Origin of the sequence: Serratia sp. NPDC087055 (assembly GCF_044900985.1) — a bacterium.
GTDB lineage: Bacteria > Pseudomonadota > Gammaproteobacteria > Enterobacterales > Enterobacteriaceae > Serratia.
On the sequence record NZ_JBJDOG010000001.1, the window covers coordinates 941,717 to 966,847 of the forward strand.

Sequence of the window (25,131 nt, forward strand, 5' to 3'; positions counted from 1 at the left end):
AGCTGACTTTGTATCCGCGATGGATGGCAAGCCGTGGAGCAATAGAGCGTGCTCGTTTGATGCCGTGGACTGCTGGGGGCTGGTGGTCATGTATTACCGGCATGTGCTCGGCATTGAGATACACCAAACGCCGGACTACGAAGCCGGTAGCGACTTCCTGACGTGCTTTGCGGGTGATGTCGTGTTCTGGCAGCGGGTAGAGAAGGCCGCCGACAGTAGCATATTTATCGCGTATTACGGCGCAGAGCCAAAGCATGTTGGTTTGGTGGTGGATGGGCAAGCATTCCATAGCCGCGGCGAGTCTGGACAGGTGCGTTTCGACAAGCTTCGGACATTAGAGAAAGTGTTCACCAAAGTGGAGTTTTACGACTATGCCGTTGATCGAAGTTCAGCGTGTGCCGGGGATATCGAAAGAGCGACATAACCTCGCAGCCGGCAGTATGTTTTATCCTTGGCTGAAAACGGCCAACCTGCATTTTGATGTTGAGATACTGAGGAACGGAGTAAAGTTAAAACCTGATGATGAGCTGAATTTTCCACTGAACCAAGGCGACATTATCAGTGTATTTGACCAACCCAAAAGCGGAACCCTCGGCACAATCCTGAACCCGCTTGAGCACCTCAATCCGATAAAGTTTACCCAAAAAATCCTCTCGTCGCTCATCAGCCAGCCCAGCGCCAATGCAGCCAGTAACAACTCTAAGACCTCACCAAATAATAGCCTGAAAGGGCAAACCAATATCGCCCGTAATGGTGAGGCTAAGCCGGATAACTATGGACAGGTGAGGGCATTTCCAGACCTGATCCAGGAGTCTCTATTCGAGTACACCAATAACATCAAAAAGGTGACCGAGTGGATGAACTTTGGTCTGGGCAAGTATGACGTGACGTCTGTTCGCTACTCAGAGTCGAATCTTGGTGCTCTAGCGGGTGCCTCATACCAGATCTTCCAGCCAGGGCAAAATATACCGGTCATCAATGAGGGTTTCGCGTTCGACGACATCGACGGCCAAGAGCTACCTGGGCCAAACGAGAGTGAAGACTTCCCCGCTGAAACGGCTACGACAACCACAGATATGGTTTCTGGTGAGTTTGTTGCCGGTCAGGCTAAGGTGAAGATTAAGCAAAATAGCGACTTCGACTACTTCTATGACCTGCCTAAACCACACTCCGTGTCATTCGTGGTTACCGTCACCTACAGCACCGTATCTGGCCCAGTAACACGGGATATCACCGTATTCGCCGATCTAACCAATGCAACGACCTCTGACGATGGTGCACCGGTTGATCCCCAGCATTTCTATGAGTTTACATTTTCAAATCTTGGCGGTAATGACATCGGGCAGATACCTGGCGATGCAGTTATCAATACGACGATATTCACACTGAACGATAACGAGCCGCTGGTAATTGGCCCGTCATTTGCTCCAGTAGCGGGTGAGCAACTTTGGGTACATCTTCAGGCACAGTTAGGGCACGGTGACTATGCCAGGACAACGGTAACCTGGTGGAAAGTTGATGAAGATAATAACCAAATACCTGGAACGTCTGAGCTGCTCAATATCGGACTTAATAACGATGATGAGAACTCTGACACTAAATACGGAACATTCAAGATAACGCCAGCAGCGGGTTATGGGCGTTATGCACTGCAATTCGTCAGAACGAACAACAGCAACGATCGCTCGGTTCTGAAAGTTGAAGCGGTCCACATTGTTAGAACACGCACCAACGTCGTTTATCCAAATGACACTCTTGTCACCGTTACGGTCACTGCGACTGAGAGAGCGACAAGCTCGCGTGACCGCAAATATAACGCACTGATCACTCGTCACGTTATCAGTTATGACCTTGCTACCCAGGCAGTTGATTTCACCGAACGGCCCTCACGTTCATTTGCAGACGCTGTGCTGCACACATGGATAAAAATGGGCGGGCAGGCTGAATCCAGCATCGACATTTACGAGTTGTATTCCATAGCGGCATCCCTTCCGGATCCCCGCCTGGGTTACTTCGACTACACGTTTGACGATGAAGATATCTCGCTGGGTGCCAGGGTGCAGACCATTTGTGATGCAGCCACTGTTACAGCGTTCTGGGATGACGGTGTGTTGTCGTTTACACGTGACGAGCGAAAGTCAAACGCAGTGACCGTGTTTAACCGCGCCAACACTAAGGCGGAGGATTACAGCCTTTCCTACGATATGACATTGCCTGGCGGATTTGACGGCGTGCAGGTCACCTACAAGAACCCCTCGACAAACAAGCAGGCATTCATTCGCTACCGGATCACCGGTTCAACCATTGAAGAGGGGGAGCCAGTCAAGGCGAAGAAGTTCGACATGCTGTATGTCAGAAATTCTTACCAGGCTAGAGATAGGGCTCTGAAGGAAGTTCGGCGCTTACTCTATTCTCGTCAAACTATGTCGATTAAGCCACTGGCAGATGGTGAGTGGGTAAATATAGGGCAAATGGTACAGGTGCCAGACATCTATGATGCCAATCAACAAGATGGGTATATCGTCGCAAGGAACGGAAACGATTTTGATACCAGTGAACGTATAGAGTGGCAGGGCGATATGTTTGTCATTGTCACCGATGCAAATGGCACACCAACCGCGAGAGTACAGGCATTTCCTCGTAGCGACACGATTTTTGGATTCACTGCGGCAATACCAGCAATCACCCTTAATATCTTCGACGGCTACAACGTTCAGTCACCTTCCCGCTATGTCATCGCCACGCAAATGGAGATGGATGCAACAAAGTGGACTATCACCGAAAAGAAACCAAATGGCGACGGGACGACCTCGTTAACCATGTCTGAATACAACGATGAAATGTATAATTACGAGGTAACTGAATAAATGGCTACCACACCAACGACAAATACTGTCCCAAGCGAAGACGTCAGAGATTTAAAATTCAACTCAGGGAAAATAGATGAAATTGTCTCATCTAATAATAAAACGTATATCGATAGATTAGGAGTTGAAAGATATACGTGGGCCGGAGCGTTGGCAAACATTGAGCCTCTTGGTCATCCCTGGACAGAGGCAGAGGCTAATGCTGCGATAGCCTCTGGAGAAATACCAAACAACGCTTTTTATTTCGTATGGTCTGATAACAAAAACAGCGTTGCTGATGTATGGCGGAACGTGAACGGTGTCGCCACAAGAACTGATAAAAGCTACCCCTCAAGTGAATTTGTTTTTGAGCTACAGAGACAAGTTGATTTCATTTTTGACAGCAATGCAAAGAATGTATCTGGTTTTCCGGGGATAGCTGAAATGGCGACAGATAAAAATGGAAATGTAACCTATCAGCGCTTAGATGATGGCACCTCACAATTTCCGGCTGTAATGGTTGGTAGCAGTATTGAACAGGTTCAAAAGTCAGACGGTTCTGTATTCCAGTCAAGAGCATCGGGCGATTCTATTCTTTCGTTATCAGAGGATGGTCGCGTTGGAATGCTTAAATATAACACTTTCTTTTCCTCTGCTTATCCAGACTATGCAGAAGTCCACGCTGATAAGAATGGCGAGATATTCAAGATTGTAAAAAGAAATGGCGAGATTATTGATTTAAGGAGCGGGGAGGGAACTCAAAGTGAGCCTGTTGTTTCTTCCGATGGTGGGCTGGCGATTGAGGTGAATGGCGTAATTTACTTTATTCACCCTAACGGAAATAACAACGCTTTGACTGTTGATGCGGGTAATAATACACCGGTCACTTTTAAAGCGGTGAATGGTGAATACTTCGTTAAGTTTGCATCACAAGAAGGGGGAAGTGGGGATTTCAAAATCCATCGAGTGGCCGCTGCTGTCTCATCTCGAATCCGACAAGGAAGCGGCGAGCTTATTCACATCATCATTGTTGGTCAGTCCCTTGCTGTGGGTGCCGCCTCTATCACTCAACCGGCAGTAACAACAACGCCAAGATACCCATACGGCGCTGTGACGTTCAACGGAGGCCCGAAGTATGACAGCGCTCATGTCAACCAATCAGTAGCTTTGTCTGATCTGCAGTACCTTGTGCCTATGGCTGAGAATATCGGCAAAGCAGGAGGGCAAGAGTCTGATTGTGGCGGGCTTGCCGAAAGGTTGTGTGATAAATCAGGCATTACCTGCATGGTATCTGCAACTGGATCATCAGGCACGACATTAGCCAATATATCTAAAGGAACGGCTTCGTTTATTGCGACGCAATTGGTGATGCGGCGTGCTTTTGAGATTGCAACAGGGTTAGGTATGAAATACCGCCCCTACATGCTTTTTATTCACGGTAACGCCGATGCTACAAATAATACCAGTGCGGATACCTACAAAAGCCTGATGATGAGCCTGCGTCAAGATTATGAAGGTTACCTGGCTGATTTAATGAATGATGGTGATTTCTCACTGAAAATGTTTGTTCAGCAATTTAGCAACGCCACTGTACAGGCTGGTGCTGCCGGGGCTGATGTTAACCTGACTATTGGTAACGCTCAGTATGAAATTTGTCGTGATAATGAAGATTTTATTCTGACTGGTACGCAATACGCACGGCCATATGTAGATAAAGATCACTTGTCGAATAACGGTTATCGAACCGATGGTGAGATCGCCGGAGTGGCTATTTCTGGTTACGTGACTTCAGGAAGCAAATTGGCACTGCGACCGGATGACGGAAATATAACTCAGACCTCAAGTGAGGTGGTTATACCTTTGCTTGGAGGTGTGGGGAATGCCGTTGCTGATACTGTCCGGGTATCCGATCCGGGTAATTATGGTTTCCGACTTGTTGGTGCAACGATCACCGGCGTAACCATTACCGCAGGAAATGTTATCCGCATTGCTAAAACAGGAACAGCAACCGCAGTGAACTATGCCTATGTCGGTAACAGGGCAAGCATGCCAGGCGTGACAACCGGCAGCAGGGGATGCATTAGAGATTCTGCTACTGATGTATCCCTGGTTTCAGGGCTCCCGCTTTATAACGACCTTATCGCTTTCAACAAATCTCTCTGAGGCCACAATGACAACAACACGTGTTTATATCGACAGTACGGTCACTGCCAGCCGTTCTTTGGGCAATATTGCATTCCCAATTACCTCACTGCCAGATTTGGTACCTGGAATGATCCTGCAGTTTGACGTTGATACCACAACAGCCTCTTTAACTCGTAACCGGGTCGGCTCAGCCATGACAGTGGTTGGCGCACCTTCGATTAATAGTTATGAGGTATCTCTCAACGAAACAAACTATATCGATACCGGAATTAGCATCGCACCGTATGCGAACAGCGACATGACATTTATCGGTATCACCAAAAATCCCGGTGGAAAATTTAACATTGTTGGGGTGATGCAGGTGGCAGCGCCTATGCGCTCCCGATGCCACGAATATGAAGCGACGAAAAAAGTAGGGGGGCGCTGGCTGAACTCTGCCGGTGCGGCTTGGTTCTCTGTGCTCGATACAGCTCCAACAGAGGCACTGGCTTTGGACAGCATATTTGCTGTGTCGAGAACGGTGGTTAATGACGGTAGTGGGAGGGTTGGCATTCACGCCGACATTCCAGTGACAGGGGCGCATGCGCTTGTAACTAATGGGACTACACCCTCACCAACCATTGCTGGAAACATTCTGATTGGGGCAAGCCTCGATCATGGTACTACAGTGACGGGTAAGGTGATGGCTGTGCTGGCATTTAGCAGGGCGATTACAGACGCAGAGATGACAACTATCTACCGTGCTTATAAGAGCTACTATGCTGGTGTAGGCAAGGTCATCTAACTATTTATTTTTCCACCAATCCCATTCTGCTTGCAACCAAATAGCCAGCATTACCACGCTGGCTATGAACAAACTGTCAGGCCACTTTGTCGTACCTGTGAAAATTGAAATGATAGATATCAGCGCGGCCAACCGCACTAGCGTCCTTATGAACATTTTTACATCCCTGCAAGGTAGGTGCGCATATGGTGAGTGCATAGGGGGATGCGTTCAAATTGGTTTGATAGATCAATTATCTCGTATCGATCGTTGAAATCGATCGCAATTCGAATTATTTGCCTGCGCTATTAATAATCAATTTTTCCGATGACGGGGGATACTGCCATTGTGTCACTCCGGTGATGGTCATGGAGTAATGGCCGCTGGGTAGGGATATCTGGTAAGGCTCCCAGTTTTTTTTGTCGGTGGTGGACCTCATGCGATTTTTCAGTATATCTGACATATGTTAGTCTGTTTAAAAATCACTGCGTGTGTAGGTTGTATTTTGACCAGAATTTATCTTAGTACACCTGTTAGTACATATTTTTCGTTCGCACTTGATTTTCTTATCCTAACTGCATGGAATAAAAGAAAATAGACATAAAGCAACTGATCTACCTGTGTAATCTTGAGCGTGAACGCCACTTTGGCCGCGCGGCGGAGGCCAGCTTTGTCAGCCAGCCGACGTTATCTATGCGGCTGAAAAATTTGGAAAAAGAGCTTGGCGTGTCGTTGATCAACCGCGGTAACAACTTCGAAGGTTTCACTGCCGAAGGAGAGCGGGTGCTGTCGTGGGCGCGTGAGATTGTATCGGTTTATCAGGGGTTGAAACTGGAGGTGGAGTCGCTTAAGCACGGCCTGAACGGCACGTTGCGGATCGGTGCTGTACCGCAATGCAGTATATCCTTGGCGCAAATGCTAAAGGCGGTCAGCGAGCGATTTCCCCAATTAGATTACCGGGTCTCGGTGTTGAGCGCCGATCAGCTACTCGAAGCGCTGACGGCGCATACTGTCGATATCGGTATCGGTTTCTTTGAACTGTCCACGTTGCAAGAGCTGCACTTTCAGTCGCAGCCCTTGGCGGACGCTGGCGTTGAGTTGGTTTTCCACCCTGAACACTTTCCCGAATTAGTCGGCGACGCGCCACTGACGTTGGAGGACGTGGCTGCATTGCCACTGTGCCTGGCGGAACCGACGCGTTACTTCCGTCGTTACCTCGATCAAAACTTTCGCGAGGCCGGTTTGACGCTGCATGTGCGTATGGAAACTACGTCGATATTCCAGTTACTGCAGGGGATTTTTGTCGGGTTGGGCTGTGGGTTATTCCCGCCTGGCAACCTGTTGCCGACCATGATGCCTGAGTTGCATCACCGGCCGGTCGCTATCGCTGCCATGCCGCGCCATGCCGCAGTTGTTGTTGCTGAGCCTGGGCGTGCATCACCGTTGGCGCAGCACTTCTTTGATGCTGCGCGCGGCTGGTTGTTACGATAACGCTTCCGCTTGGCTTTCGCTGACACCCTGTGTGTCGCCAAGGGTTTGGCGTAAACGGTTTTCCCAGGCGTAGAGTGCGCCAGTCAGAATGACGTCCAAGGCCTGTGCCTGGTTCAGGCCGCTGTTAAACAACGGCTGTACGCTGCGTGGAGTGAATTTTTCCGGCGTGCGGGTCAGGTCTGTGACAACACTGATCACCGCATGAGCGACGGGATTATTCACACTTACCAGCCCGTGGTGGATGCTGGCAAAGAGCGCATTCGTCAGCGAGTCGTCCTGGATATCCTGTGCCACGGTTGAGGCGCAGTAACGACTGCCGTTAATACGAGAAACCGCCAGTGTTGCCAGCGCTTTCAACCGCCCGGATAAGCCGTACCCGTCAGCATTAATGCTGTTAAAGACGCCATTGCGTTCACGTAGCGCTGGGGCATCGTGGGCCAGCAACAGGTAATATGATTCGCTGCGGGCATCAGGATGGCTCTGATCAAGTACGTCTAATTGCTCCGCGCGAGCGCTGTCCAATTCAACAACCGATAACCGGGACTGCCACCTCAGTTCTTCTTCCGTGAATTCTATCCCTGCTGCATCGTCTATCTTCGGGAAGCCCGGAACCACGCCTGCCGGCCGCCCAGCTAATGCTGCCACACCCGCAACCACTCTTGCCTGATAACTGACAAAACCGATGATTTGCGAAAACGTCACGATATCCGCCGGACTCAGCCCGACGTCACTCAACTGTTGCAGCGCCTTACGGCAAATCAACGTCGGTTGTGTGGCAAGCTGGCGTGCATATTGAGTGATTTGTGCGAGACGGATATTACTTTCACGTGAGGCATCGGGACTGTAAAGCGGGGCAAGGCGGGCCGCGTAATGACTACAAAGAGACTGAACACCGGTGACCTGGGCTACGGTCAACGCGGTACTGAGGCGGTCATAAGGTGACAGTGTCACTGTTCGTGTTAACGCGACCCGATCGGGAAACAACACGTGGTAACTGGCAAGCGAGGCGTTGAATACGCCAGCCCGGGCAGTGAGTGCGGTGTTCAGCGCTTCGTCGGCAAAGGCACCCAGCCCGAGTAAGAACCGGTCGCGAATACCTGCCGCCTGCGGCTCCAGTGGTTGCTCCCCGCGTACGCTGCTTTGGGTTTCGTGATACCACTGGGCATTATGTTGTCGACGTAGTAGTTCCATAGAGGATAATCCTTAATCAAGAGCAACAGCCACCGGTGCGGCGAGCAACGGCGGCAGGGCAAAAGGCAACATGCCCGAAAGCGGGCATGAAATGACAGGATTAGCGCTGGCCATCGCAACACAGTGCGTGACCATAAACAGAGAAACCTGCGGCTAAAGCGAGCAAAAACTGCGCGAGTCGGCGATGGCGTAGGTTGTTCATCAGTGCGATATCCTGTCGTTTAAGAAGCTCAACGTAGGGGATATCCTCACCGATTCGATTGGCGAGATAAAATAATGTTACGTGCTAATCAATAACTGAATGGAATAAAATATAATGATATATAACAAAAATGTAGTTTGTATCTGAGGTTTTTGGCTAAGGGGCGGCCGAATTCCGGCGGTAAAAAACCCGCTCGGGAGCGGGTTGTCTTCGTTAGGCTGGCTGTCAGAACCTACCGCCGTCGCGCCGCCAGGCGTCAGCCGTGAGCGCTTCGCCGAAGTGGCTCGCAATCAGACGTTTGGTCAGATCATGTAACGGCGAAGCCAATACCTCGGCGGTGCTGCCGCGCTCAACGATTTCCCCTTCGTGCATCACCATGACCTGATCGCTGATGTGTTTCATCATCCCCAGATGCTGAGTCACGTAGATATAGGAGATGCCATGCTTCTCTTGTAGCTCGAGCATCAGGTTAATGATTTGCGAGCGCATCGACATATCCAACGAGGCCAATGCTTCATCAGCCACAATCACTTTGGGTTGCAGGATTAGCGCTCGGGCCAGCGCCACTCGCTGTTTTTGGCCGGAGGCCAGCATGTGCGGGTAATAATTGGCGTGATCGGGCAGCATCCCCACTTGGCGTAATGTCTGGTTGATTTGTTGCTCGCGCTCTGGCGCAGCCATGTCCGTATTAAGCCGTAACGGAGCATCAAGCAGCTGGCCGATACGCTGGCGCGGATTGAGTGAGGTACTCGGATCTTGAAATATCATGCGGATCCGCTGACTGCGATAGCGATAATCGCCGTAGTTAAGTCGATGGTCATCGATCAACAGCTCGCCGGATGATGGCTCTACCATGCCGGACAACATCTTGGCCAATGTTGACTTCCCCGAACCGTTCTCACCGATAATCGCCAGCGTTTGCCGTTCGCGCAGGGTAAAGCTAACCGATTTCACCGCTTCGACATGTTGGCGGCGAAATAGCCCGGTACGATAGCGGTAGGTTTTGCTCAGATTACGCACTTCCAACAGCGTTTCCATGTTATTGCTCCTCCATGTTCAGCGGGAAGTGGCAGGCGAACAGGTGGTTTTTTACCGGACGCAGACGCGGTGTCTCAATGCACTTTTTCTGCGCATAGGGGCAGCGCGGCCCCAAACGACAACCGATCGGCAAATGCTCCAGCGACGGAATGGCCCCAGGCAGGGTGTTGAGGCGGCTTTTATGCGGCAATGCGCGGCCGAAATCCGGCATTGCGCGGATTAACGCCTGCGTGTAAGGGTGATGCGGTGCAGCCAGCAGATCTTCGCACTGGGCGCTTTCTACCGTTTGGCCGCAGTACAGCACGTTAACCCGATCGGCCCATTTGCTCATCATTTGCAAATCGTGACTGATCAGCAAAATGGTGGTGTTGTTGTTTTGGTTCAGGCGCGCCAGCAAACGGAAAATCTGCGCTTGGGTGGTGGGTTCCATCGCGTTGGTGGGTTCATCGGCAATCAGCAGGCGCGGCTGATTAGCCAGCGCGATGGCGATCATCACTTTCTGGCACTCGCCGTCGGTCAGCTCGTAAGGGAAACTGCCCATGATGTCCTTATGATCCTTGATGCCGACACGGTGCAATAACTCAATAGCGCGACGTTTGCGCCAGTTAATGCGTTGCCACCAGCGGCCTTTATAGGTCCAACCGGGGATTGCCTGTGCCAACTGGCGACCAATGCTTTCAGAAGGATCCAGACAGGACTGTGGCTCCTGGAAAATCATCGAAACATTGTGGCCAACCAGCTTGCGGCGCTCACGTGGCGTTAGCTGCAACAGATCAATATCATCAAAGCGGAAACGGTCAGCGGTGACGCGCCAGTTGTCCTTGGTGACGCCACAGATGGCTTTGGCGATCAGGCTTTTGCCTGAGCCGGATTCGCCCACGAGCCCGCGGACTTCACCTTCGCTCAGCGTCATGCTGACGCGGTCAACCGCTTTGACCGGCCCTTCGGCAGTCATAAATTCAATTGTCAGGTTGCGGATATCAAGTAATGGCATTATTCCACCCCTGTATTGATTGCACGACGCATACCGTCGCCCAGCAGGTTAACCAGCAACACACTGAACAGGATCGCTGCACCTGGCAGCATCACGGTCCAGGGGGCTACGTACACCAGTTCCAACGAATCGCCGAGCATGGCCCCCCATTCCGGGGACGGGAGCTGTGCGCCAAGATCGAGAAAGCCCAGGGCGGCAATGTCCAGAATGGCCATCGACAATGCGCGGGTGAACTCGGTCACCAGCACCGCGACAATATTAGGCATTACGGCGTACCACAGGATTTGCAATGTAGAGGCGCCGTCGAGACGTACGGCCACCACATATTCTTTTTCCAACTCGTCGTGCACTGCGCTGTAGATAGTACGTACCATGCGTGGCAACAGCGCCAGCCAAACGGCTAACATGGCGTGCTCGAGTTTTGGCCCGAGGAATGCGACCACGACGATCGCCAGCAGCAGCGAAGGAATGGAAAGTAGGGTATCGAGAATATGATTCAGCACCGCAGAACGCAGGCCACGGGTTACCCCGGCGAATACCCCGAGAATCACCCCGACAAGGGCGGCGGCAAGGGTCACCAGTAGCGCCGAGCCAAACGTGGCCGCGGCACCGGTCAGCAGACGACTGAGAATATCGCGGCCAAGATCGTCGGTGCCGAGGAAGAAGGAAACGTTGCCGTAACGCGACCAGGAGGGCGGCAATAACTGATAGCCGAGGAATTGCTGATCTAGCGCATAAGGTGCCAACAGACTGCCAAACAGCGAAAGCAGCAATAACGCTATCACGCCGTAGAAGCCAATCATCGCCAATGCATCACCGTAGAAAATCCGCCAGGTATAGAGTAGCGGGCTTGGCATTTTCTTTTCGCGGTATACGTTATCTAAGGGCATACCATTCCTTATGCTTCAGTGGGTTGGTGGCAGCACCTAAAATATCAGCCAATACGTTAATGGTGATCACTAAGGTACCGACCACCATGACGCCGGCGGAGATTGCCGCATAATCTTGCTGACGGATGGCGTTGATCATCCAACGCCCGAGGCCTGGCCAACTGAACACCACTTCGGTGATCATCGCCAGCGTCAGCATCGTGGAGAATTGCAGCCCCAGCTTGGGAATGATCGGTGGCAGTGCATTATGCAGCACGTGGCGGCGAATAATGGTGAACCGGGATAAACCCCGGGTGGCCGCGGCCTTGATGTAGTTTTGGCTGAGGACATCGTCGGTGCTGATGCGCATGAGGCGTACCACTTCGGTTGTCGGTGCCACCGCCAGCGCGGCAATCGGCAAGATCATATGGCGCAGTGCGCTGCCGATCATTTCAGTGCGATAAGGTGAGTCGGACAGCCAGGCGTCAATCAGGGCGAAACCGGTGATAGGTTTAACCTGATACAGCAGATCAAAGCGGCCGGAAACCGGCAGCCAGCCAAGATGCAATGAGAAAAACAGCATCAGCAGCAGCGCCAACCAAAACACGGGCATCGAAAAACCGAGCAATGCAAAGGTGCTGATGGCGGTGTCTTGCCATTTACCACGCATCACGCCGGCAATAATGCCAAGAGGGATGCCGATAAACAGCGCCAGGGTGAAAGCGAGAATGCACAGTTCCATGGTTGCCGGGAACACTTCTCGCAATTGTTCACTGATCGCCTGGCCGTTAATGCTGGAAACGCCAAAATCCCAATGCAGCAGGCTGACAAAGTAGAACTGATAGGCATCCAACAGAGCGGCACCGTTGAGTGGTGCGCGCGGCGTAAAATAGCTCAGGCTAAAGCTGACCAACGTCAGGAAAAACAGCGTGATCAGCAGCAGTAAGAAACGGCGTAAGGTAAAGATAATCACTTTTTCGGCCCCTCCGCAGACTCACGGTACACCCCGGCGAATGACGCATTGCCGAACGGGCTCAATACCAGTCCTTTGATGTCGTAACGGTAGGCCTGCAGACGCAATGAAGACGCCAGCGGCAGCACCGGCAGTTGCTGTTCAAGTATTTTCTGCGCCTTCTGATAGTTTTCGATGCGTTGTGATAATTGCTGCGACAGCAGGGCATTTTGCAGCACTTCATCAAACCCTGGGTCACACCAGTGAGCATAGTTGGTTTGCGAGCGGATTGCTGCGCAGCTCAGCAGCGGGCGGAAGAAACTGTCCGGGTCATTACTGTCAGTGGCCCAGCCGGTGAGGGTCAGATCGTGATTCATTTCCATCAAGCGGGCTTCCTGGAAACGGCCTTCGACAGGCACGATGGTGACTTTAATGCCGACCTGAGCGAGATCCGCCTGGATCAATTCAGCGGTCTTTAACGGGCTGGGGTTATAGGATTGCGATGCCGTTGGCACCCACAGGCGCAGGCTTAGCGACTCAATACCCGCCTGTTTCAGTATTTCGCGGGATTTGGCCGGGTCAAATTCAGTGACATGTGCTTCGTTATCATAGGCCCACGAGGCGCGCGGCAGAATTGAGGCGGCGGTTTCCGCCGTGCCGTAGTAAATCGACTGCATCAGGCGTTGGTTGTTTATCGCCAGTGAAATTGCCTGACGGACTTTCAAATCATTAAGCGGCGGTTTACGGGTGTTGAAGGCCAGATAGGCGATATTCATGCCCGGCCGCAGCGTCAGACGCAGGCGCGGGTCATCGCGCAGAATCGAAAGCTGACTGGCGGCAGGATAGGCCAGCACGTCACATTCACCGGTCAACAATTTGGATAACCGACCGGTGCCGCCGGCACCCAGATCGATCACCACCTGTGGCATGCGCGGTTTGCCTTTCCAGTAAACATCGTTGCGCGCCAGACGAATATATTGCCCGGACCGGTATTCATTTAACAGGAACGGCCCGGTACCAACAGGTTCACGGTCGATCATTTCTTGGTGGCCTTCACGCGTCAGGTCATCTGCGTATTCTGCCGACAGCACGGGCGCATAATGGGTAGCGATATGCCACAAGAAGGAGGCGTCAGGCGCTTGCAGCCGAATTTCTACCGTATAGTCGTCGAGCTTCTTCACGCTTTGTACCGAGTCGCCAAACTGCAAGCTATCGAAGTACGGATATTCGCCGCCGTTAACGTCGTGATACGGGTGTTTCTGGTTAAACACGCGCTCAAAGCTGAACACCACATCGTCGGCATTCAGTTTTCGGGTCGGTGTGAACCAGGCCGTGGTCTGGAATGGCACATCTTTGCGCAGATGGAAACGGTAAGTTGCGCCGTTATCCAGCACTTCCCAGCTTTGTGCCAGTTCGGGGATCAACCGATAGGTGTAAGGATCGACATCCAACAGGCGATCGTAAAGCTGTGCGGCCAACGTGTCGACGGTCAGGCCGCTGCTGGCCATCTGCGGGTTAAAGGTATTGAGTATGCCGCTGACACAATAAACAAAACCGCTCTGGCGGATATCCGGCAACGGCTGCACCGCAGCGGGCGAAGGGGGTGTCGCTGCCAGAGCTGAACTCGTAAGGCACAACGACAAGATCCAAAGGGGTAAACCACGCATAGAGGCTTCATGGGTTAATAAGCAATAGCATTAGTGTATCGCACTCTGGCGAACAGCCCAATCCATTGAGCAAAATGGCTGAGTTTTCTGCTACTTGATTGAACAATTCGCGGTCGTCGGCAAAAAAGTTATATTTGTTATGTTATAACATTACAAATTCATGTTACCGTTCTCTGGCAATGTACCAATAATCGCAAGGGGATGTATGAACAAGGTTGCACTTCCACCCTGCCAGCCGCTGCCGGATGCACAGGCATGGCAGGGCGCAATGAGTGATGTCGGGCTCGATTGGGTCGGGATGCAAGGGATTGCTCTGCCGCTGGAATTGGCAGGTAAGCCGCTGATGGCTCGGGTCAACGTTGGGATCAATCTGCGTGCCAACCAGCAGGGTTCGCGAGGCATACATATGTCGCGTCTTTATCTGGCGTTGGATGAATTAACGCAAGGGGAATTGACGCCGCAACGCATTGCCGACCAGCTGCGGGCTTTTTTGGCGTCCCAGCCGGAGAACAGCGATCGCGCAAATCTGAGTATCAGCGGCGAACTGCTGTTGTCACGTCCGGCGTTGTTGTCACCACACCGTGGCTGGAAAGCCTATCCGCTGAAAATTGACGCCACGCTGACAACCCTAATGACGCTGTCGTTGACGGTCGGTGTGCCGTATTCCTCTACTTGCCCAAGTTCGGCGGCGCTGAGTCGCCAACTGGCACAGCAACAGTTTCAGTTTGATTTCGAACAGGCATCGGACGCGGTTGACCAACAGCAGGTTATCGATTGGCTGGGAGAACAGGGAATGCCTGCCACACCTCACAGTCAGCGCAGTTGGGCTTGGGTGACGGTCACATTGAATGACGGTGAAACGGTCTTGCCGGTGGTCAATTTAATTGACCGTATCGAGCATGCGTTGGGGACGCCGTTGCAGACGTTGGTGAAACGCCGGGATGAGCAGGCATTTGCCCTGGCCAACGGGCAGAACCTGATGTTTTGTGAGGACGCTGCGCGCCGTTTGTACCGAACATTGCGCAGCCAGTGCAGTCACCGTGCCTTTTCGCTGCGTGTGGAGCATCAAGAGAGCTTGCATGCACACAATGCAGTGGCGGAATTGAGTTGGGGAGAACATCAGGATGCTACGTAAAAACCCGAGTGGCCATTTGCCGCAGGTCTCGCCGAAAGCCTATATCGACCCTACCGCCATTATCTGCGGCCGGGTGATTATTGAAGATTTTGTCTACGTAGGGCCGTACGCGGTGATCCGCGCGGATGAACTGAATGCAGCAGGTGACATGGATCCGATCATTATCGGTTCCCATTCCAATATTCAGGACGGTGTGGTGATCCATTCGAAAAGCGGCGCGGCGGTCACCATCGGCAGTTTTAGTTCTATTGCCCACCGTGCCATCGTTCATGGCCCGTGCCGTATCGACGATCGGGTGTTTATCGGCTTTAACAGCGTGCTGTTCAATTGCCACATCGGCTCCGGGTGTGTGGTGCGCTACAACGCGGTGGTGGACGGCGTGACGCTCCCGGAAAACCTGTATATCCCCTCAACCGAACGTGTCGGCGCCGACAGCGATCTGTCGTTGTATCCGCAGGTTGATCGCAACGCCCTGCAATTTTCTGAAGAGGTAGCGGCCACCAACGTTGAATTGGTTCGCGGCTACCAGGCATTACGCAATGAGTTTTGAGTGAGGAATTCCATGAATCCATTACCCGTAACCGTGCTTTCCGGTTTTCTCGGCGCCGGTAAGACCACAGTATTGAACCATATCCTGAATAATCGCCAGGGCATGCGTGTGGCGGTGATCGTTAACGACATGAGCGAAGTGAACATCGATGCCGCATTGGTAGAGAACGAAGTTCAGCTCGATCGCCAGCAGGAAAAATTGGTGGAGATGAGCAATGGCTGTATCTGCTGCACATTGCGCGAAGATCTGCTGATTTCGGTGCGTGAACTGGCGCAGGCCGGTCGTTTTGATTATCTGCTGATCGAATCCAGTGGCATTTCCGAACCCTTGCCGGTGGCAGAAACCTTCACCTTTGAAGACGAACAAGGGGAAAGCCTGTCGCAATTCGCCCGGTTGGACACGTTGGTCACCGTGGTGGACGGGGTGAATTTTATCCAGCAATACCAGCAGGCACAAACGCTGCAAGAGGCAGGGCAAAGCCTGGGTGAAGACGATTTACGCAGCGTGGCGGATCTGCTGATAGAACAAATTGAGTTCTGCGATGTGATGCTGGTCAGCAAAACGGATTTGCTGACCCCAGAACAGCAGGGTGAGGTGATGGCGTTGCTCGCCAGTCTGAATCCGGAAGCCACTATTATCGCCATCTCCCCCGGCAAGGTGCCATTGGAGGCGGTATTGAACACGGGCAGCTTCAGTTTTGATAAAGCACAGCAGGCACCGGGTTGGCTTAAGGAACTGCGTGGTGAACATCTGCCTGAAACAGAAAACTATGGCATCAGCAGTTTCGTTTACCGGGCCAGGCGGCCTTTTGCACCCGATAAGTTTTACCGCGTGATTAATGGCGATTGGGGCGGTGGCAAGCTGTTACGTTCCAAAGGGTTCTACTGGTTGGCGACACGCCCGCGCCAGGCTGGTCAGTGGAGTCAGGCCGGTGGCATCGCTCATTATGGGCTGGCGGGCACGTTCTGGCGTGCGATTGCCCAGGAAAACTGGCCACAAGATGAAGAGACCCGGGCGCATATTATGGACAACTGGGTGGAACCCTTTGGCGATATGCGTCAGGAATTGGTCTTTATCGGACAAAACCTGCAGGAGGCTGAAATAACGCGTTTACTTGACGCTTGCCTGCTGAGTGATGAGGAAATGGCGGCGGGGGTAGATTATTGGCATGAGCTGGCAGATCCCTTCCCTGAGTGGTAATTGCACAATGACAGTGTGGTAATGAGAAAAATTCTCAACAAAGTGCTTTACAGATGATACTGATAACTATTATCATCATTTGGCAGTTCACGGAAGGCCATGTACACGGTGGTTCAGCTGTGAAAGGCACGACATTGCTCACATTGCTTCCAGTGTTTTTTAAGCCAGCTCGGGTGCTGGCTTTTTTTTTGCCTGTTATTCTTCGTCCGCCTCACCATTTTGCAATAACGCGTGCTTTTTAAGCATGCCGCGCAACTGGTGATAGGTCAGCCCCAGCAGTTCAGCCGCTTTGCGCTGATTAAATCTCCCCTGTTGCAGCGCCGCTTCGATTAACGACTTTTCCTGTGCCAACTGCCACGTTTTTAAATCCATTGGTAGAGAGGGGCCATCCTCACGGGTGACGTGTTCAGAAGGCCGCGGTGAACTTGCCCGTTGGGCAAAGGGATTAATGACAATCTCGTCCAGTTCGCTGGCGCTGGTACCGTGTCGATACACTGAACGCTCCACCACGTTTTTCAATTCGCGCACGTTGCCCGGCCAGTGATAGCCAAGCAAGGTGTCTTTGGCCCGCTCGGTAAAACCAGGAAACAATGACAGCGACAGCTCGCGGCACATTTGAATCGCAAAATGCTCGGCCAGCAACATGATGTCTTGTTGTCGCTGACGCAACGGTGGTAACTGGACTACGTCGAATGCCAGCCGGTCCAGCAGATCGGCACGGAATTTACCCGCCGCAGCCAGTGCAGGCAAATCGTCATTGGTTGCGCACACGAGGCGCACATCAACCTGTAATGGCTGGCTGCCGCCGACGCGTTCCAGATGACCATATTCAATGACCCTTAACAGTTTCTCCTGCACCAACATGGGGGCGGTGGCCAGTTCGTCGAGAAATAGGGTACCGCCGTCGGCACGTTCAAAGCGGCCCAAATGGCGCTTTTGCGCACCGGTAAAGGCCCCCGCCTCGTGGCCGAACAGCTCTGAATCCAGCAGGTTTTCGTTCAATGCGGCGCAGTTAAGTGAAATGAACGGCCCCTGCCAACGATTGGAAAGGTAATGTAATCGGTGAGCAATCAACTCTTTACCGGTCCCGCGCTCACCGATCACCAACACCGGTTTGTTCAGCTTTGCCAGTTTCGAGACTTGCTCCAATACTTCGACAAAGGCGTTTGCTTCGCCCAGCAGGTTTTCTAACTGTTCGCTCATGATGAAATTCGCCAATGTTTGGTGAAAATAATCACTCTACAGTATGTGTGTAGAGAGTCAAAAATAAATAATCGTTTATATTCAACAATATAAAAGTTGGCACGGGTTTTGATTAAGTCTTTGGGCAATCTGTATGACCTAACGCGGCGCTTCAGACGCCATCAGAACCAAGAGGAAGTGAATTATGGGTATTTTTTCTCGTTTTGCCGACATCGTGAACGCCAACATTAATACGCTGCTGGATAAGGCAGAGGATCCGCAAAAGCTCGTGCGTTTGATGATCCAGGAAATGGAAGACACGTTGGTTGAAGTCCGCTCTACCTCAGCACGCGCGCTGGCGGAGAAGAAACAATTGCTGCGCCGCATTGAGCAGGGTGAAAACCAGCTTAGCGACTGGCAGGACAAAGCTGAACTGGCACTGCGTAAAGATAAAGAAGATCTGGCGCGTGCGGCCCTGATCGAAAAACAAAAAGTGGCTGACCTGATCGCTACGTTGACTCATGAAGTCTCTACCGTAGAAGAAACGCTGGCCCGTATGAAAAGCGAAATCGGCGAGCTGGAAAACAAGCTAACCGAAACTCGTGCTCGTCAGCAGGCCCTGACATTACGCCATCAGGCCGCGTCGTCTTCCCGCGACGTACGCCGTCAGCTCGACAGCGGCAAGTTGGATGAGGCAATGGCGCGTTTCGAACAGTTCGAACGCCGCATTGACCATATGGAAGCCGAGGCAGAAAGCGTCATCATCGGCAAAAAGAAGTCTCTGGATCAAGAATTTGCCGAATTAAAAGCTGACGACGCGATCAGTGAGCAACTGGCGGCGCTGAAAGCTAAAATGAACCGCTCTGAGTAAGGCGGCAGCGGCCACGGTGGTGTGGCCGCCAACCCAAGACGCATTGAGAAGGAAAAGAAATGAGTGCTCTATTACTTGCCATTCCGTTGACAATCTTTGTGTTGTTTGTCGCACCGATTTGGCTTTGGCTGCATTACAGCAATCGGCAACAAAACGGCATCCAGCTAAGCCATCAGGAAATGCAGCGGTTGGCGCAGTTGGCCGAAGATGCCAAGCGCATGCGTGAACGCATCCAGGCGCTGGAAGAGATCCTCGATGCAGAACACCCGAACTGGAGACAGTCTTGATGAACACGACTCTGGGCAGCAAAAAGCTTTATCGCGTTCCTGAGGAAGGGATGCTGAAGGGGGTCTGCGCCGGTTTAGCCCATTACTTTGACGTGCCGGTGCGGTTGATCCGCGTGATTGTGGTGTTATCGATGTTCTTCGGGCTGTTTTTCTTCACCTTGATCGCGTATTTCGCGTTGGTGTTTGTGTTGGACGTAGCACCGGCCAGCCGCTTCGAAGGCGAACAGCAAAAATCACCGCGGCAGTTGCTTGACCAGCTTGAATATGAATTGGGCAGTGGCGAACAGCAATTGCGGCAGGTTGAGCGTTATGTGACGTCGGATACCTTTGGCGTGCAGAGTCGTTTCCGCAAGTTATAGCGTGCGAAGGCCTGCGCTTGGCGCAGGTCAGGCATTGCACCCGTGACATCCTTTTGAACCCAACTGTGCCGGAGGGCATTGATAGTGAACAAAATCCATGCCGTAAACACCGTTAAATCCGGTGGATTTAAACAAGGAGCCGGTGCAATGTTGAAGACATTGTCTAAAGTCATCATCATAGCGTTACTGAATTACGGTCCTGCAGGCGCGGCCGGCTGGCTGTTGCGGACCGTCGGTCGCAAACCGATTCGCTTTGTACTGGCGCTGGTTCTGGAACCCTTGTTCCGCAAAGGCCTGAACAAAGTATTTGGGCGTTATGCCAAGGAGAACAATGAAACGACTGCAAAATGAGTTAACGTCGCTGGTCAACCGCGGAATGGATCGCCACCTGCGTCTGGCGGTAACCGGCCTTAGCCGTAGCGGCAAAACGGCTTTTATCACTGCCTTCGTCAATCAATTGCTGCACGTTCACAGCGGTGCGCGCATGCCGCTGTTCTCACCCGTGCGTGAAGAGCGGCTGCTGGGTGTAAAGCGTATCCCGCAGCGCGATCTTGGCATTCAGCGTTTTACGTATGATGAAGGGCTGGCACAGCTTTATGGCACACCGCCAAGTTGGCCAACCCCGACCCGTGGCGTCAGCGAAATTCGGCTGGCGCTACGTTACCGCTCCAATGATTCACTGCTCCGCCATTTCAAAGACACCTCAACGCTGTATCTGGAGATTGTTGATTATCCAGGGGAGTGGTTGTTGGATTTGCCGATGCTGGAACAGGATTACCTGGCCTGGTCGCGTCAAATGGCGGGCTTACTGCAGGGCGATCGTGCCGAGTGGGCCAAACCTTGGCTGGAACTGTGCAAAAGTTGTGATCCGCTCGCCCCGGCTGATGAAAACAAGCTTGCGGCGATCGCCCAAGCCTATACCGACTACCTATTGCGCTGTAAAAGCGAAGGGCTGCATTTTATTCAGCCGGGCCGTTTTGTACTGCCGGGCGATCTGGCAGGCGCACCCGCATTGCAGTTCTTCCCATGGCCAAATGTGGACAGTCTCGGTGAGTCGAAACTGGCACAGGCAGATAAACACAGCAACATCGGCATGCTGCGAGCGCGTTTCAATTATTACTGCCAGACGATCGTCAAAAACTTTTATAAAGAACATTTTGTCCGGTTCGATCGTCAGATCGTGCTGGTGGATTGCCTGCAACCACTCAACAGCGGTCCACAGGCGTTTAACGATATGCGGCTGGCGCTGACCCAATTGATGCAGAGCTTCCACTACGGTAAGCGTACGCTGTTTCGCCGGTTATTTTCACCCACCATCGATAAACTGATGTTCGCTGCCACCAAGGCCGATCACATCACTGCCGACCAACACGCCAATTTGGTGTCGCTGTTGCAACAGTTAGTGCAGGAGGCATGGCAGAATGCCGCGTTTGAGGGGATCAGCATGGATTGCGTCGGGCTGGCTTCGGTGCAGGCCACTGAAAGTGGCATTGTTGACCATCAGGGGCAGCGGATCCCGGCGTTAAAGGGCAACCGCCTGAACGACGGCGCACCGCTGACGGTATTCCCCGGCGAAGTCCCCGCGCGTTTGCCGGGGCCGGCATTTTGGCAGAATCAGGGCTTCCATTTCGATGAGTTTCGTCCACGCGCCATGAGTGTGGACAGTCCATTACCGCATATTCGTCTGGACGCGGTAATGGAGTTTTTACTGGGAGATAAATTGCGATGAGCGAGCCGATAAAACCGCGTATCGATTTTGAAGAACCGTTACAAGCGCCGCAAGAGCCTGTGTTGCGCGCCAATGTGGCGTTTGACGAACAGCAGGCTGAGCACTTTTTCCCTGCGGCGCCGGAGTTAGAACAAGAAGAGGAAGAAGGGCGCGCCGAAGGCATTATTAACGCGGCGCTGAAACCCAAACGCAGTCTGTGGCGCAAAATGGTCACCGCTGGGCTGGGGCTGTTTGGCATTAGCGTGGTGGCACAGGGCGTACAGTGGGTGCATACCGCCTGGGTACAGCAGGATTGGATCGCCCTGGGCGGCGGCGTGGCAGGCGGTTTGATCGTCTTTGCCGGTGTGGGCTCGGTCGTGACCGAGTGGCGCCGGTTATATCGGTTGCGCCAGCGTGCAGAAGAACGCGATGTCGCGCGTGAGCTGCTGCATAGCCACGGGCTGGGTAAAGGCCGTGAGTTTTGTGAAAAACTGGCGCGCCAGGCAGGCCTTGATCAGGGGCACCCCGCATTGCAACGTTGGCAGGCATCGCTGCATGAAACTCAAAACGATCGTGAAGTTGTCGCGCTCTATGCCAAGTTGGTACAACCGGTACTGGATAACCAGGCGCGGCGTGAAATTAGCCGCTCGGCAGCCGAGTCTACGTTAATGATCGCTGTCAGTCCGCTGGCGGTGGTGGATATGGCGTTTATCGCGTGGCGTAATATTCGTCTTATCAACCGCATTGCGGCGTTGTATGGCATCGAACTGGGTTACTTTAGTCGTCTGCGGTTGTTCCGGTTGGTGTTGTTGAATATTGCCTTTGCCGGCGCGTCAGAATTGGTGCGTGAAGTGGGTATGGATTGGATGTCGCAAGATTTAGCGGCCAGACTCTCTGCCCGTGCGGCGCAGGGGATCGGGGCCGGCTTACTGACTGCCAGACTGGGTATCAAGGCGATGGAACTATGCCGCCCGTTGCCCTGGCTTGAAGGGGAAAAACCAAAGCTGGGTGATTTCCGCAGCCAATTGGTGGGGCAATTGAAAGACACGCTGAAAAAAAGCGACAACAAAGCCAAATAACCGATCGGCGGCGCCTCTTTTGGCGCCGTTGTTTATTTCGCCCTCGATCAGCCCTTGATAACGCCAAGACGTAACCCTCACTTGACGAAAGACGATCCCCCTGCAAATGCATTATATTTATCTGCTAATTTATTGATGGTTGTGATAACACTCTACAGATAAGCTAAAATGACGCCGATGGTGTTATTCACTTGCGTTTAAAATCATCAACAACAGCGATAAATCAGAGTTCTGTCAACTTTTGCTGACAGATTGCTTCTACCGCTTGAGGTGAGAGAGTATCATCATCGCCAGTCATCCCCGCACCTGCTGAGATAAGGCCAATACTGATGCGTTTGGAAGTTTTTTGCGAAGACCGTCTCGGTCTGACTCGAGAGTTGCTCGATCTTTTGGTATTGCGCAGCATCGATTTACGTGGCATCGAAATCGATCCCATTGGCCGCATTTACCTCAACTTTTCCCAATTGGACTTTGACACCTTCCGTGCGCTGATGGCGGAGATCCGCCGTATTGCCGGCGTGACAGATGTCCGTACTGTGAATTTCATGCCGTCGGAGCGTGAGCACCGTGCGCTACGTGCGCTGTTGGAGTCAATGCCGGAGCCGGTATTTTCAATTGATATGAAAGGCAAGGTTGAACTGGCCAACCCGGCAGCGCAAGCATTGTTCGGTTTCAGCGAAGACAAGATCCGTAATCAGACCGCGACTGCATTGATTGGGGGTTATAACTTCAACCGCTGGTTGGAGAGCGAACAGACGACGCCGCAATCTGAACGTGTCGTGATCCGCAGCCAGGATTTCCTGATGGATATCACGCCAATCTATCTGGAAGACGAAAACCAGCAGAGTGCCGCCGTAGGCGCGGTAGTGATGTTGAAATCTACGGCACGTATGGGGCGTCAGCTACAGAATTTGTCGGTGAATGATGATACCGAGTTTGATCATATCGTCGCCGCCAGCCCGAAAATGCGTCACGTGTTGGACCAGGCCCGCAAGTTAGCGATGCTGGATGCACCACTGCTGATTGTGGGGGACACCGGTACTGGCAAAGATATTCTGGCCCGTGCTTGTCACCTGCGTAGCCCGCGGGGCAAGCAACCGTTCCTGGCATTGAACTGTGCCGCATTGCCGGATGATGTCGCGGAAAGTGAACTGTTCGGCCATGCCGCGGGTGCGTATCCCAATGCGCTTGAAGGCAAGAAGGGCTTCTTCGAGCAGGCGCACGGTGGTTCAGTGCTGCTGGATGAAATCGGTGAAATGTCCCCGCGCATGCAGACAAAACTCCTGCGCTTTATTAACGATGGCACTTTCCGCCGGGTCGGTGAAGAACACGAAGTGCATGTGGATGTGCGCGTGATCTGCGCGACGCAGAAAAACCTGATTGAGCTGGTGCAGCGCGGTGAGTTCCGCGAGGATCTCTATTACCGCCTTAACGTACTGACCATTACCATTCCGCCGTTACGTGAACGCCCGCAAGACATTATGCCGCTGACCGAGCTGTTTGTGGCGCGCTTTGCCGATGAGCAGGGTGTAGCGCGACCAAAGCTGGCGAGCGATCTGGGCAGTTTCCTCAGTAAATATGGCTGGCCGGGCAACGTGCGGCAGTTAAAAAACGCAATCTACCGTGCGTTGACACAAACCGAAGGCTTCGAATTACGCCCACAAGATATTGTATTGCCGGAGTTTGAAGTTGAGATGTCACTGGGTGATGAAGTGTTGGACGGTTCGCTTGACGACATCAGCAAACGTTTTGAACGCTCAGTGCTGACGCGGTTGTACCGTACTTACCCCAGTACGCGAAAACTGGCAAAGCGTTTGGGGGTTTCGCATACCGCGATCGCCAATAAACTGCGGGAGTATGGCTTAAGTAGCCGTAAGCCGGCAGAGGAAAGCGAAGAATAAAAAAACGGGCGCAATAAGCGCCCGTTTCAAGGTAAAAAGGCCGGTGAATTACCGGTCTTTTTTATTAGTTCAGCGCAGCCAGCGCTGCATCGTAGTCTGGCTCGTTGGTGATTTCATTCACCAGTTCGCTGTACAGCACGTTGTCCTGACCATCCAACACCACAACGGCACGGGCAGTCAGACCCGCCAACGGACCCTCAGCGATTTCAACACCGTAAGCCTGTTTGAACTCTGCGCCACGCAGGGTAGACAGAGTGACGACGTTGCTCAGGCCTTCTGCGCCACAGAAACGTGACTGTGCAAATGGCAGATCGGAGGAAATGCACAGCACAACGGTATTATCCAGACCGCTGGCCAGTTGATTGAATTTACGTACTGACGCCGCGCAAACGCCAGTATCAATACTTGGGAAAATGTTCAGGACTTTACGTTGCCCTGCGAAGCTGCTCAGCGCTACGTCTGACAGGTCTTTGGCAACCAGTGAGAAGGCTTTGGCTTGTTCGCCTGACTGTGGCAGGTGTCCTGCAACGCTTACCGGGTTACCTTGAAAATGTACTGTCTGAGTCATTAGCTTGATTCCTTTATTTTGGGTACGTACAAAGGGCATGAGCCTAATAGACGTGCCTTTCGGCCCGTGTTTAACATTAGGTTCACACCCTGGCCTCAGTTTATGTCAACAATTGTGGGTTGGATATATAAAG

The 25,131-nt window shown here is 52.6% G+C and carries 23 protein-coding genes; 15 read left to right on the forward strand and 8 right to left on the reverse strand.

Going from position 1 to position 25,131, the window contains the following annotated elements; genetic code table 11:
* Positions 1–19 precede the first annotated feature (19 nt).
* The 5 genes from ACI2J2_RS04560 (at position 20) to ACI2J2_RS04580 (ending at position 7,245) form a co-directional block, all read left to right on the forward strand.
* A complete protein-coding gene (locus ACI2J2_RS04560; RefSeq protein WP_404760270.1) occupies positions 20–424 on the forward strand; it encodes an NlpC/P60 family protein in 405 nt (134 codons plus the stop codon).
* On the forward strand, positions 372–2,867 hold the full coding sequence (locus tag ACI2J2_RS04565; protein WP_404759521.1) for a host specificity factor TipJ family phage tail protein: 2,496 nt from the start codon (positions 372–374) through the stop codon (positions 2,865–2,867). Before ACI2J2_RS04560 ends, ACI2J2_RS04565 begins: the two co-directional genes overlap by 53 nt.
* Positions 2,868–5,009 (forward strand): hypothetical protein, encoded by a 2,142-nt coding sequence (locus tag ACI2J2_RS04570; RefSeq protein WP_404759522.1) that lies wholly within the window; start codon positions 2,868–2,870, stop codon positions 5,007–5,009.
* Positions 5,010–5,016: 7 nt separating this feature from the next.
* Positions 5,017–5,775: a hypothetical protein gene (locus ACI2J2_RS04575; protein ID WP_404759523.1), complete on the forward strand. Its 759-nt coding sequence runs from the start codon at positions 5,017–5,019 to the stop codon at positions 5,773–5,775.
* A 573-nt stretch (positions 5,776–6,348) separates the two neighbouring features.
* Positions 6,349–7,245, forward strand: a complete 897-nt coding sequence (locus tag ACI2J2_RS04580) for a LysR family transcriptional regulator (protein WP_209633775.1) — start codon at positions 6,349–6,351, stop codon at positions 7,243–7,245.
* Here the strand turns inward: ACI2J2_RS04580 and ACI2J2_RS04585 are convergent.
* The 6 genes from ACI2J2_RS04585 to sapA all read right to left on the reverse strand — a co-directional run bounded on the left by ACI2J2_RS04585 (position 7,237) and on the right by sapA (position 14,158).
* On the reverse strand, positions 7,237–8,436 hold the full coding sequence (locus ACI2J2_RS04585; RefSeq protein ID WP_404759524.1) for a CMD domain-containing protein: 1,200 nt from the start codon (positions 8,434–8,436) through the stop codon (positions 7,237–7,239). The two genes, ACI2J2_RS04580 and ACI2J2_RS04585, sit on opposite strands and share 9 nt — an antisense overlap.
* A gap of 427 nt (positions 8,437–8,863) precedes the next feature.
* On the reverse strand, positions 8,864–9,676 hold the full coding sequence (gene sapF / locus ACI2J2_RS04590; RefSeq protein WP_209633770.1) for a putrescine export ABC transporter ATP-binding protein SapF: 813 nt from the start codon (positions 9,674–9,676) through the stop codon (positions 8,864–8,866).
* 1 nt (position 9,677) lies between these two features.
* Positions 9,678–10,670, reverse strand: a complete 993-nt coding sequence (gene sapD, locus ACI2J2_RS04595; RefSeq protein ID WP_209633768.1) for a putrescine export ABC transporter ATP-binding protein SapD — start codon at positions 10,668–10,670, stop codon at positions 9,678–9,680.
* Positions 10,670–11,560, reverse strand: coding sequence for a putrescine export ABC transporter permease SapC (sapC, locus tag ACI2J2_RS04600; RefSeq protein WP_404759525.1), 891 nt, complete (start codon positions 11,558–11,560; stop codon positions 10,670–10,672). Before sapC ends, sapD begins: the two co-directional genes overlap by 1 nt.
* A complete protein-coding gene (gene sapB / locus ACI2J2_RS04605) occupies positions 11,547–12,512 on the reverse strand; it encodes a putrescine export ABC transporter permease SapB (RefSeq protein ID WP_209633762.1) in 966 nt (321 codons plus the stop codon). The genes sapC and sapB overlap by 14 nt, the downstream gene beginning before the upstream one ends.
* Positions 12,509–14,158 carry an ABC transporter substrate-binding protein SapA gene (gene sapA, locus ACI2J2_RS04610; RefSeq protein WP_209633760.1) on the reverse strand — a complete coding sequence of 550 codons (1,650 nt, stop codon included), beginning with the start codon at positions 14,156–14,158 and terminating at the stop codon, positions 12,509–12,511. The genes sapB and sapA overlap by 4 nt, the downstream gene beginning before the upstream one ends.
* Positions 14,159–14,363: 205 nt before the next feature.
* On the opposite strand from sapA, the gene folE2 reads away from it, so the two are divergent.
* Genes folE2 through zigA form a run of 3 tightly spaced genes read left to right on the forward strand, consistent with a single transcriptional unit; the run spans position 14,364 to position 17,043 of the window.
* Positions 14,364–15,293 (forward strand): GTP cyclohydrolase FolE2, encoded by a 930-nt coding sequence (gene folE2, locus ACI2J2_RS04615; protein ID WP_404759526.1) that lies wholly within the window; start codon positions 14,364–14,366, stop codon positions 15,291–15,293.
* A complete protein-coding gene (locus ACI2J2_RS04620) occupies positions 15,283–15,843 on the forward strand; it encodes a carbonate dehydratase (protein WP_265553463.1) in 561 nt (186 codons plus the stop codon). Before folE2 ends, ACI2J2_RS04620 begins: the two co-directional genes overlap by 11 nt.
* Positions 15,844–15,855: 12 nt before the next feature.
* A complete protein-coding gene (zigA, locus tag ACI2J2_RS04625; protein WP_404759527.1) occupies positions 15,856–17,043 on the forward strand; it encodes a zinc metallochaperone GTPase ZigA in 1,188 nt (395 codons plus the stop codon).
* Between the two features lie 195 nt (positions 17,044–17,238).
* Here zigA and pspF read toward each other — a convergent pair whose 3' ends face one another.
* A complete protein-coding gene (pspF, locus tag ACI2J2_RS04630) occupies positions 17,239–18,246 on the reverse strand; it encodes a phage shock protein operon transcriptional activator (protein WP_209633752.1) in 1,008 nt (335 codons plus the stop codon).
* 184 nt (positions 18,247–18,430) lie between these two features.
* On the opposite strand from pspF, the gene pspA reads away from it, so the two are divergent.
* The 7 genes from pspA to tyrR all read left to right on the forward strand — a co-directional run bounded on the left by pspA (position 18,431) and on the right by tyrR (position 24,430).
* Positions 18,431–19,096 (forward strand): phage shock protein PspA, encoded by a 666-nt coding sequence (gene pspA / locus ACI2J2_RS04635; protein ID WP_037415723.1) that lies wholly within the window; start codon positions 18,431–18,433, stop codon positions 19,094–19,096.
* A 59-nt stretch (positions 19,097–19,155) separates the two neighbouring features.
* Positions 19,156–19,383 carry an envelope stress response membrane protein PspB gene (gene pspB / locus ACI2J2_RS04640; protein WP_012145351.1) on the forward strand — a complete coding sequence of 76 codons (228 nt, stop codon included), beginning with the start codon at positions 19,156–19,158 and terminating at the stop codon, positions 19,381–19,383.
* A complete protein-coding gene (gene pspC / locus ACI2J2_RS04645) occupies positions 19,383–19,742 on the forward strand; it encodes an envelope stress response membrane protein PspC (protein WP_404759528.1) in 360 nt (119 codons plus the stop codon). The genes pspB and pspC overlap by 1 nt, the downstream gene beginning before the upstream one ends.
* Before the next feature lie 84 nt (positions 19,743–19,826).
* On the forward strand, positions 19,827–20,093 hold the full coding sequence (gene pspD / locus ACI2J2_RS04650; protein WP_265553456.1) for a phage shock protein PspD: 267 nt from the start codon (positions 19,827–19,829) through the stop codon (positions 20,091–20,093).
* Positions 20,074–21,471, forward strand: coding sequence for a YcjX family protein (locus tag ACI2J2_RS04655; RefSeq protein ID WP_209633746.1), 1,398 nt, complete (start codon positions 20,074–20,076; stop codon positions 21,469–21,471). The genes pspD and ACI2J2_RS04655 overlap by 20 nt, the downstream gene beginning before the upstream one ends.
* Positions 21,468–22,529 (forward strand): TIGR01620 family protein, encoded by a 1,062-nt coding sequence (locus tag ACI2J2_RS04660; RefSeq protein WP_404759529.1) that lies wholly within the window; start codon positions 21,468–21,470, stop codon positions 22,527–22,529. Before ACI2J2_RS04655 ends, ACI2J2_RS04660 begins: the two co-directional genes overlap by 4 nt.
* A gap of 329 nt (positions 22,530–22,858) precedes the next feature.
* Positions 22,859–24,430 carry a transcriptional regulator TyrR gene (tyrR, locus tag ACI2J2_RS04665; RefSeq protein WP_404759530.1) on the forward strand — a complete coding sequence of 524 codons (1,572 nt, stop codon included), beginning with the start codon at positions 22,859–22,861 and terminating at the stop codon, positions 24,428–24,430.
* 64 nt (positions 24,431–24,494) lie between these two features.
* Here tyrR and tpx read toward each other — a convergent pair whose 3' ends face one another.
* Positions 24,495–24,998: a thiol peroxidase gene (gene tpx, locus ACI2J2_RS04670; protein WP_037415704.1), complete on the reverse strand. Its 504-nt coding sequence runs from the start codon at positions 24,996–24,998 to the stop codon at positions 24,495–24,497.
* Between the last annotated feature and the right edge of the window lie 133 nt (positions 24,999–25,131).

Bases quoted from the DNA above. Each gene is read 5' to 3' on its own strand.
- sapA (WP_209633760.1), bottom strand. From the start codon at position 14,158: ATGCGTGGTTTACCCCTTTGGATCTTGTCGTTGTGCCTTACGAGTTCA.
- folE2 (WP_404759526.1), top strand. From the start codon at position 14,364: ATGAACAAGGTTGCACTTCCACCCTGCCAGCCGCTGCCGGATGCACAG.
- ACI2J2_RS04565 (WP_404759521.1), top strand. From the start codon at position 372: ATGCCGTTGATCGAAGTTCAGCGTGTGCCGGGGATATCGAAAGAGCGA.
- tpx (WP_037415704.1), bottom strand. From the start codon at position 24,998: ATGACTCAGACAGTACATTTTCAAGGTAACCCGGTAAGCGTTGCAGGA.
- pspA (WP_037415723.1), top strand. From the start codon at position 18,431: ATGGGTATTTTTTCTCGTTTTGCCGACATCGTGAACGCCAACATTAAT.
- sapC (WP_404759525.1), bottom strand. From the start codon at position 11,560: ATGCCCTTAGATAACGTATACCGCGAAAAGAAAATGCCAAGCCCGCTA.
- ACI2J2_RS04560 (WP_404760270.1), top strand. From the start codon at position 20: ATGGATGGCAAGCCGTGGAGCAATAGAGCGTGCTCGTTTGATGCCGTG.
- tyrR (WP_404759530.1), top strand. From the start codon at position 22,859: ATGCGTTTGGAAGTTTTTTGCGAAGACCGTCTCGGTCTGACTCGAGAG.
- sapF (WP_209633770.1), bottom strand. From the start codon at position 9,676: ATGGAAACGCTGTTGGAAGTGCGTAATCTGAGCAAAACCTACCGCTAT.
- sapD (WP_209633768.1), bottom strand. From the start codon at position 10,670: ATGCCATTACTTGATATCCGCAACCTGACAATTGAATTTATGACTGCC.
- pspB (WP_012145351.1), top strand. From the start codon at position 19,156: ATGAGTGCTCTATTACTTGCCATTCCGTTGACAATCTTTGTGTTGTTT.
- ACI2J2_RS04575 (WP_404759523.1), top strand. From the start codon at position 5,017: ATGACAACAACACGTGTTTATATCGACAGTACGGTCACTGCCAGCCGT.
- ACI2J2_RS04585 (WP_404759524.1), bottom strand. From the start codon at position 8,436: ATGGAACTACTACGTCGACAACATAATGCCCAGTGGTATCACGAAACC.
- ACI2J2_RS04660 (WP_404759529.1), top strand. From the start codon at position 21,468: ATGAGCGAGCCGATAAAACCGCGTATCGATTTTGAAGAACCGTTACAA.
- ACI2J2_RS04570 (WP_404759522.1), top strand. From the start codon at position 2,868: ATGGCTACCACACCAACGACAAATACTGTCCCAAGCGAAGACGTCAGA.
- ACI2J2_RS04655 (WP_209633746.1), top strand. From the start codon at position 20,074: ATGAAACGACTGCAAAATGAGTTAACGTCGCTGGTCAACCGCGGAATG.
- zigA (WP_404759527.1), top strand. From the start codon at position 15,856: ATGAATCCATTACCCGTAACCGTGCTTTCCGGTTTTCTCGGCGCCGGT.
- pspC (WP_404759528.1), top strand. From the start codon at position 19,383: ATGAACACGACTCTGGGCAGCAAAAAGCTTTATCGCGTTCCTGAGGAA.
- pspF (WP_209633752.1), bottom strand. From the start codon at position 18,246: ATGAGCGAACAGTTAGAAAACCTGCTGGGCGAAGCAAACGCCTTTGTC.
- ACI2J2_RS04620 (WP_265553463.1), top strand. From the start codon at position 15,283: ATGCTACGTAAAAACCCGAGTGGCCATTTGCCGCAGGTCTCGCCGAAA.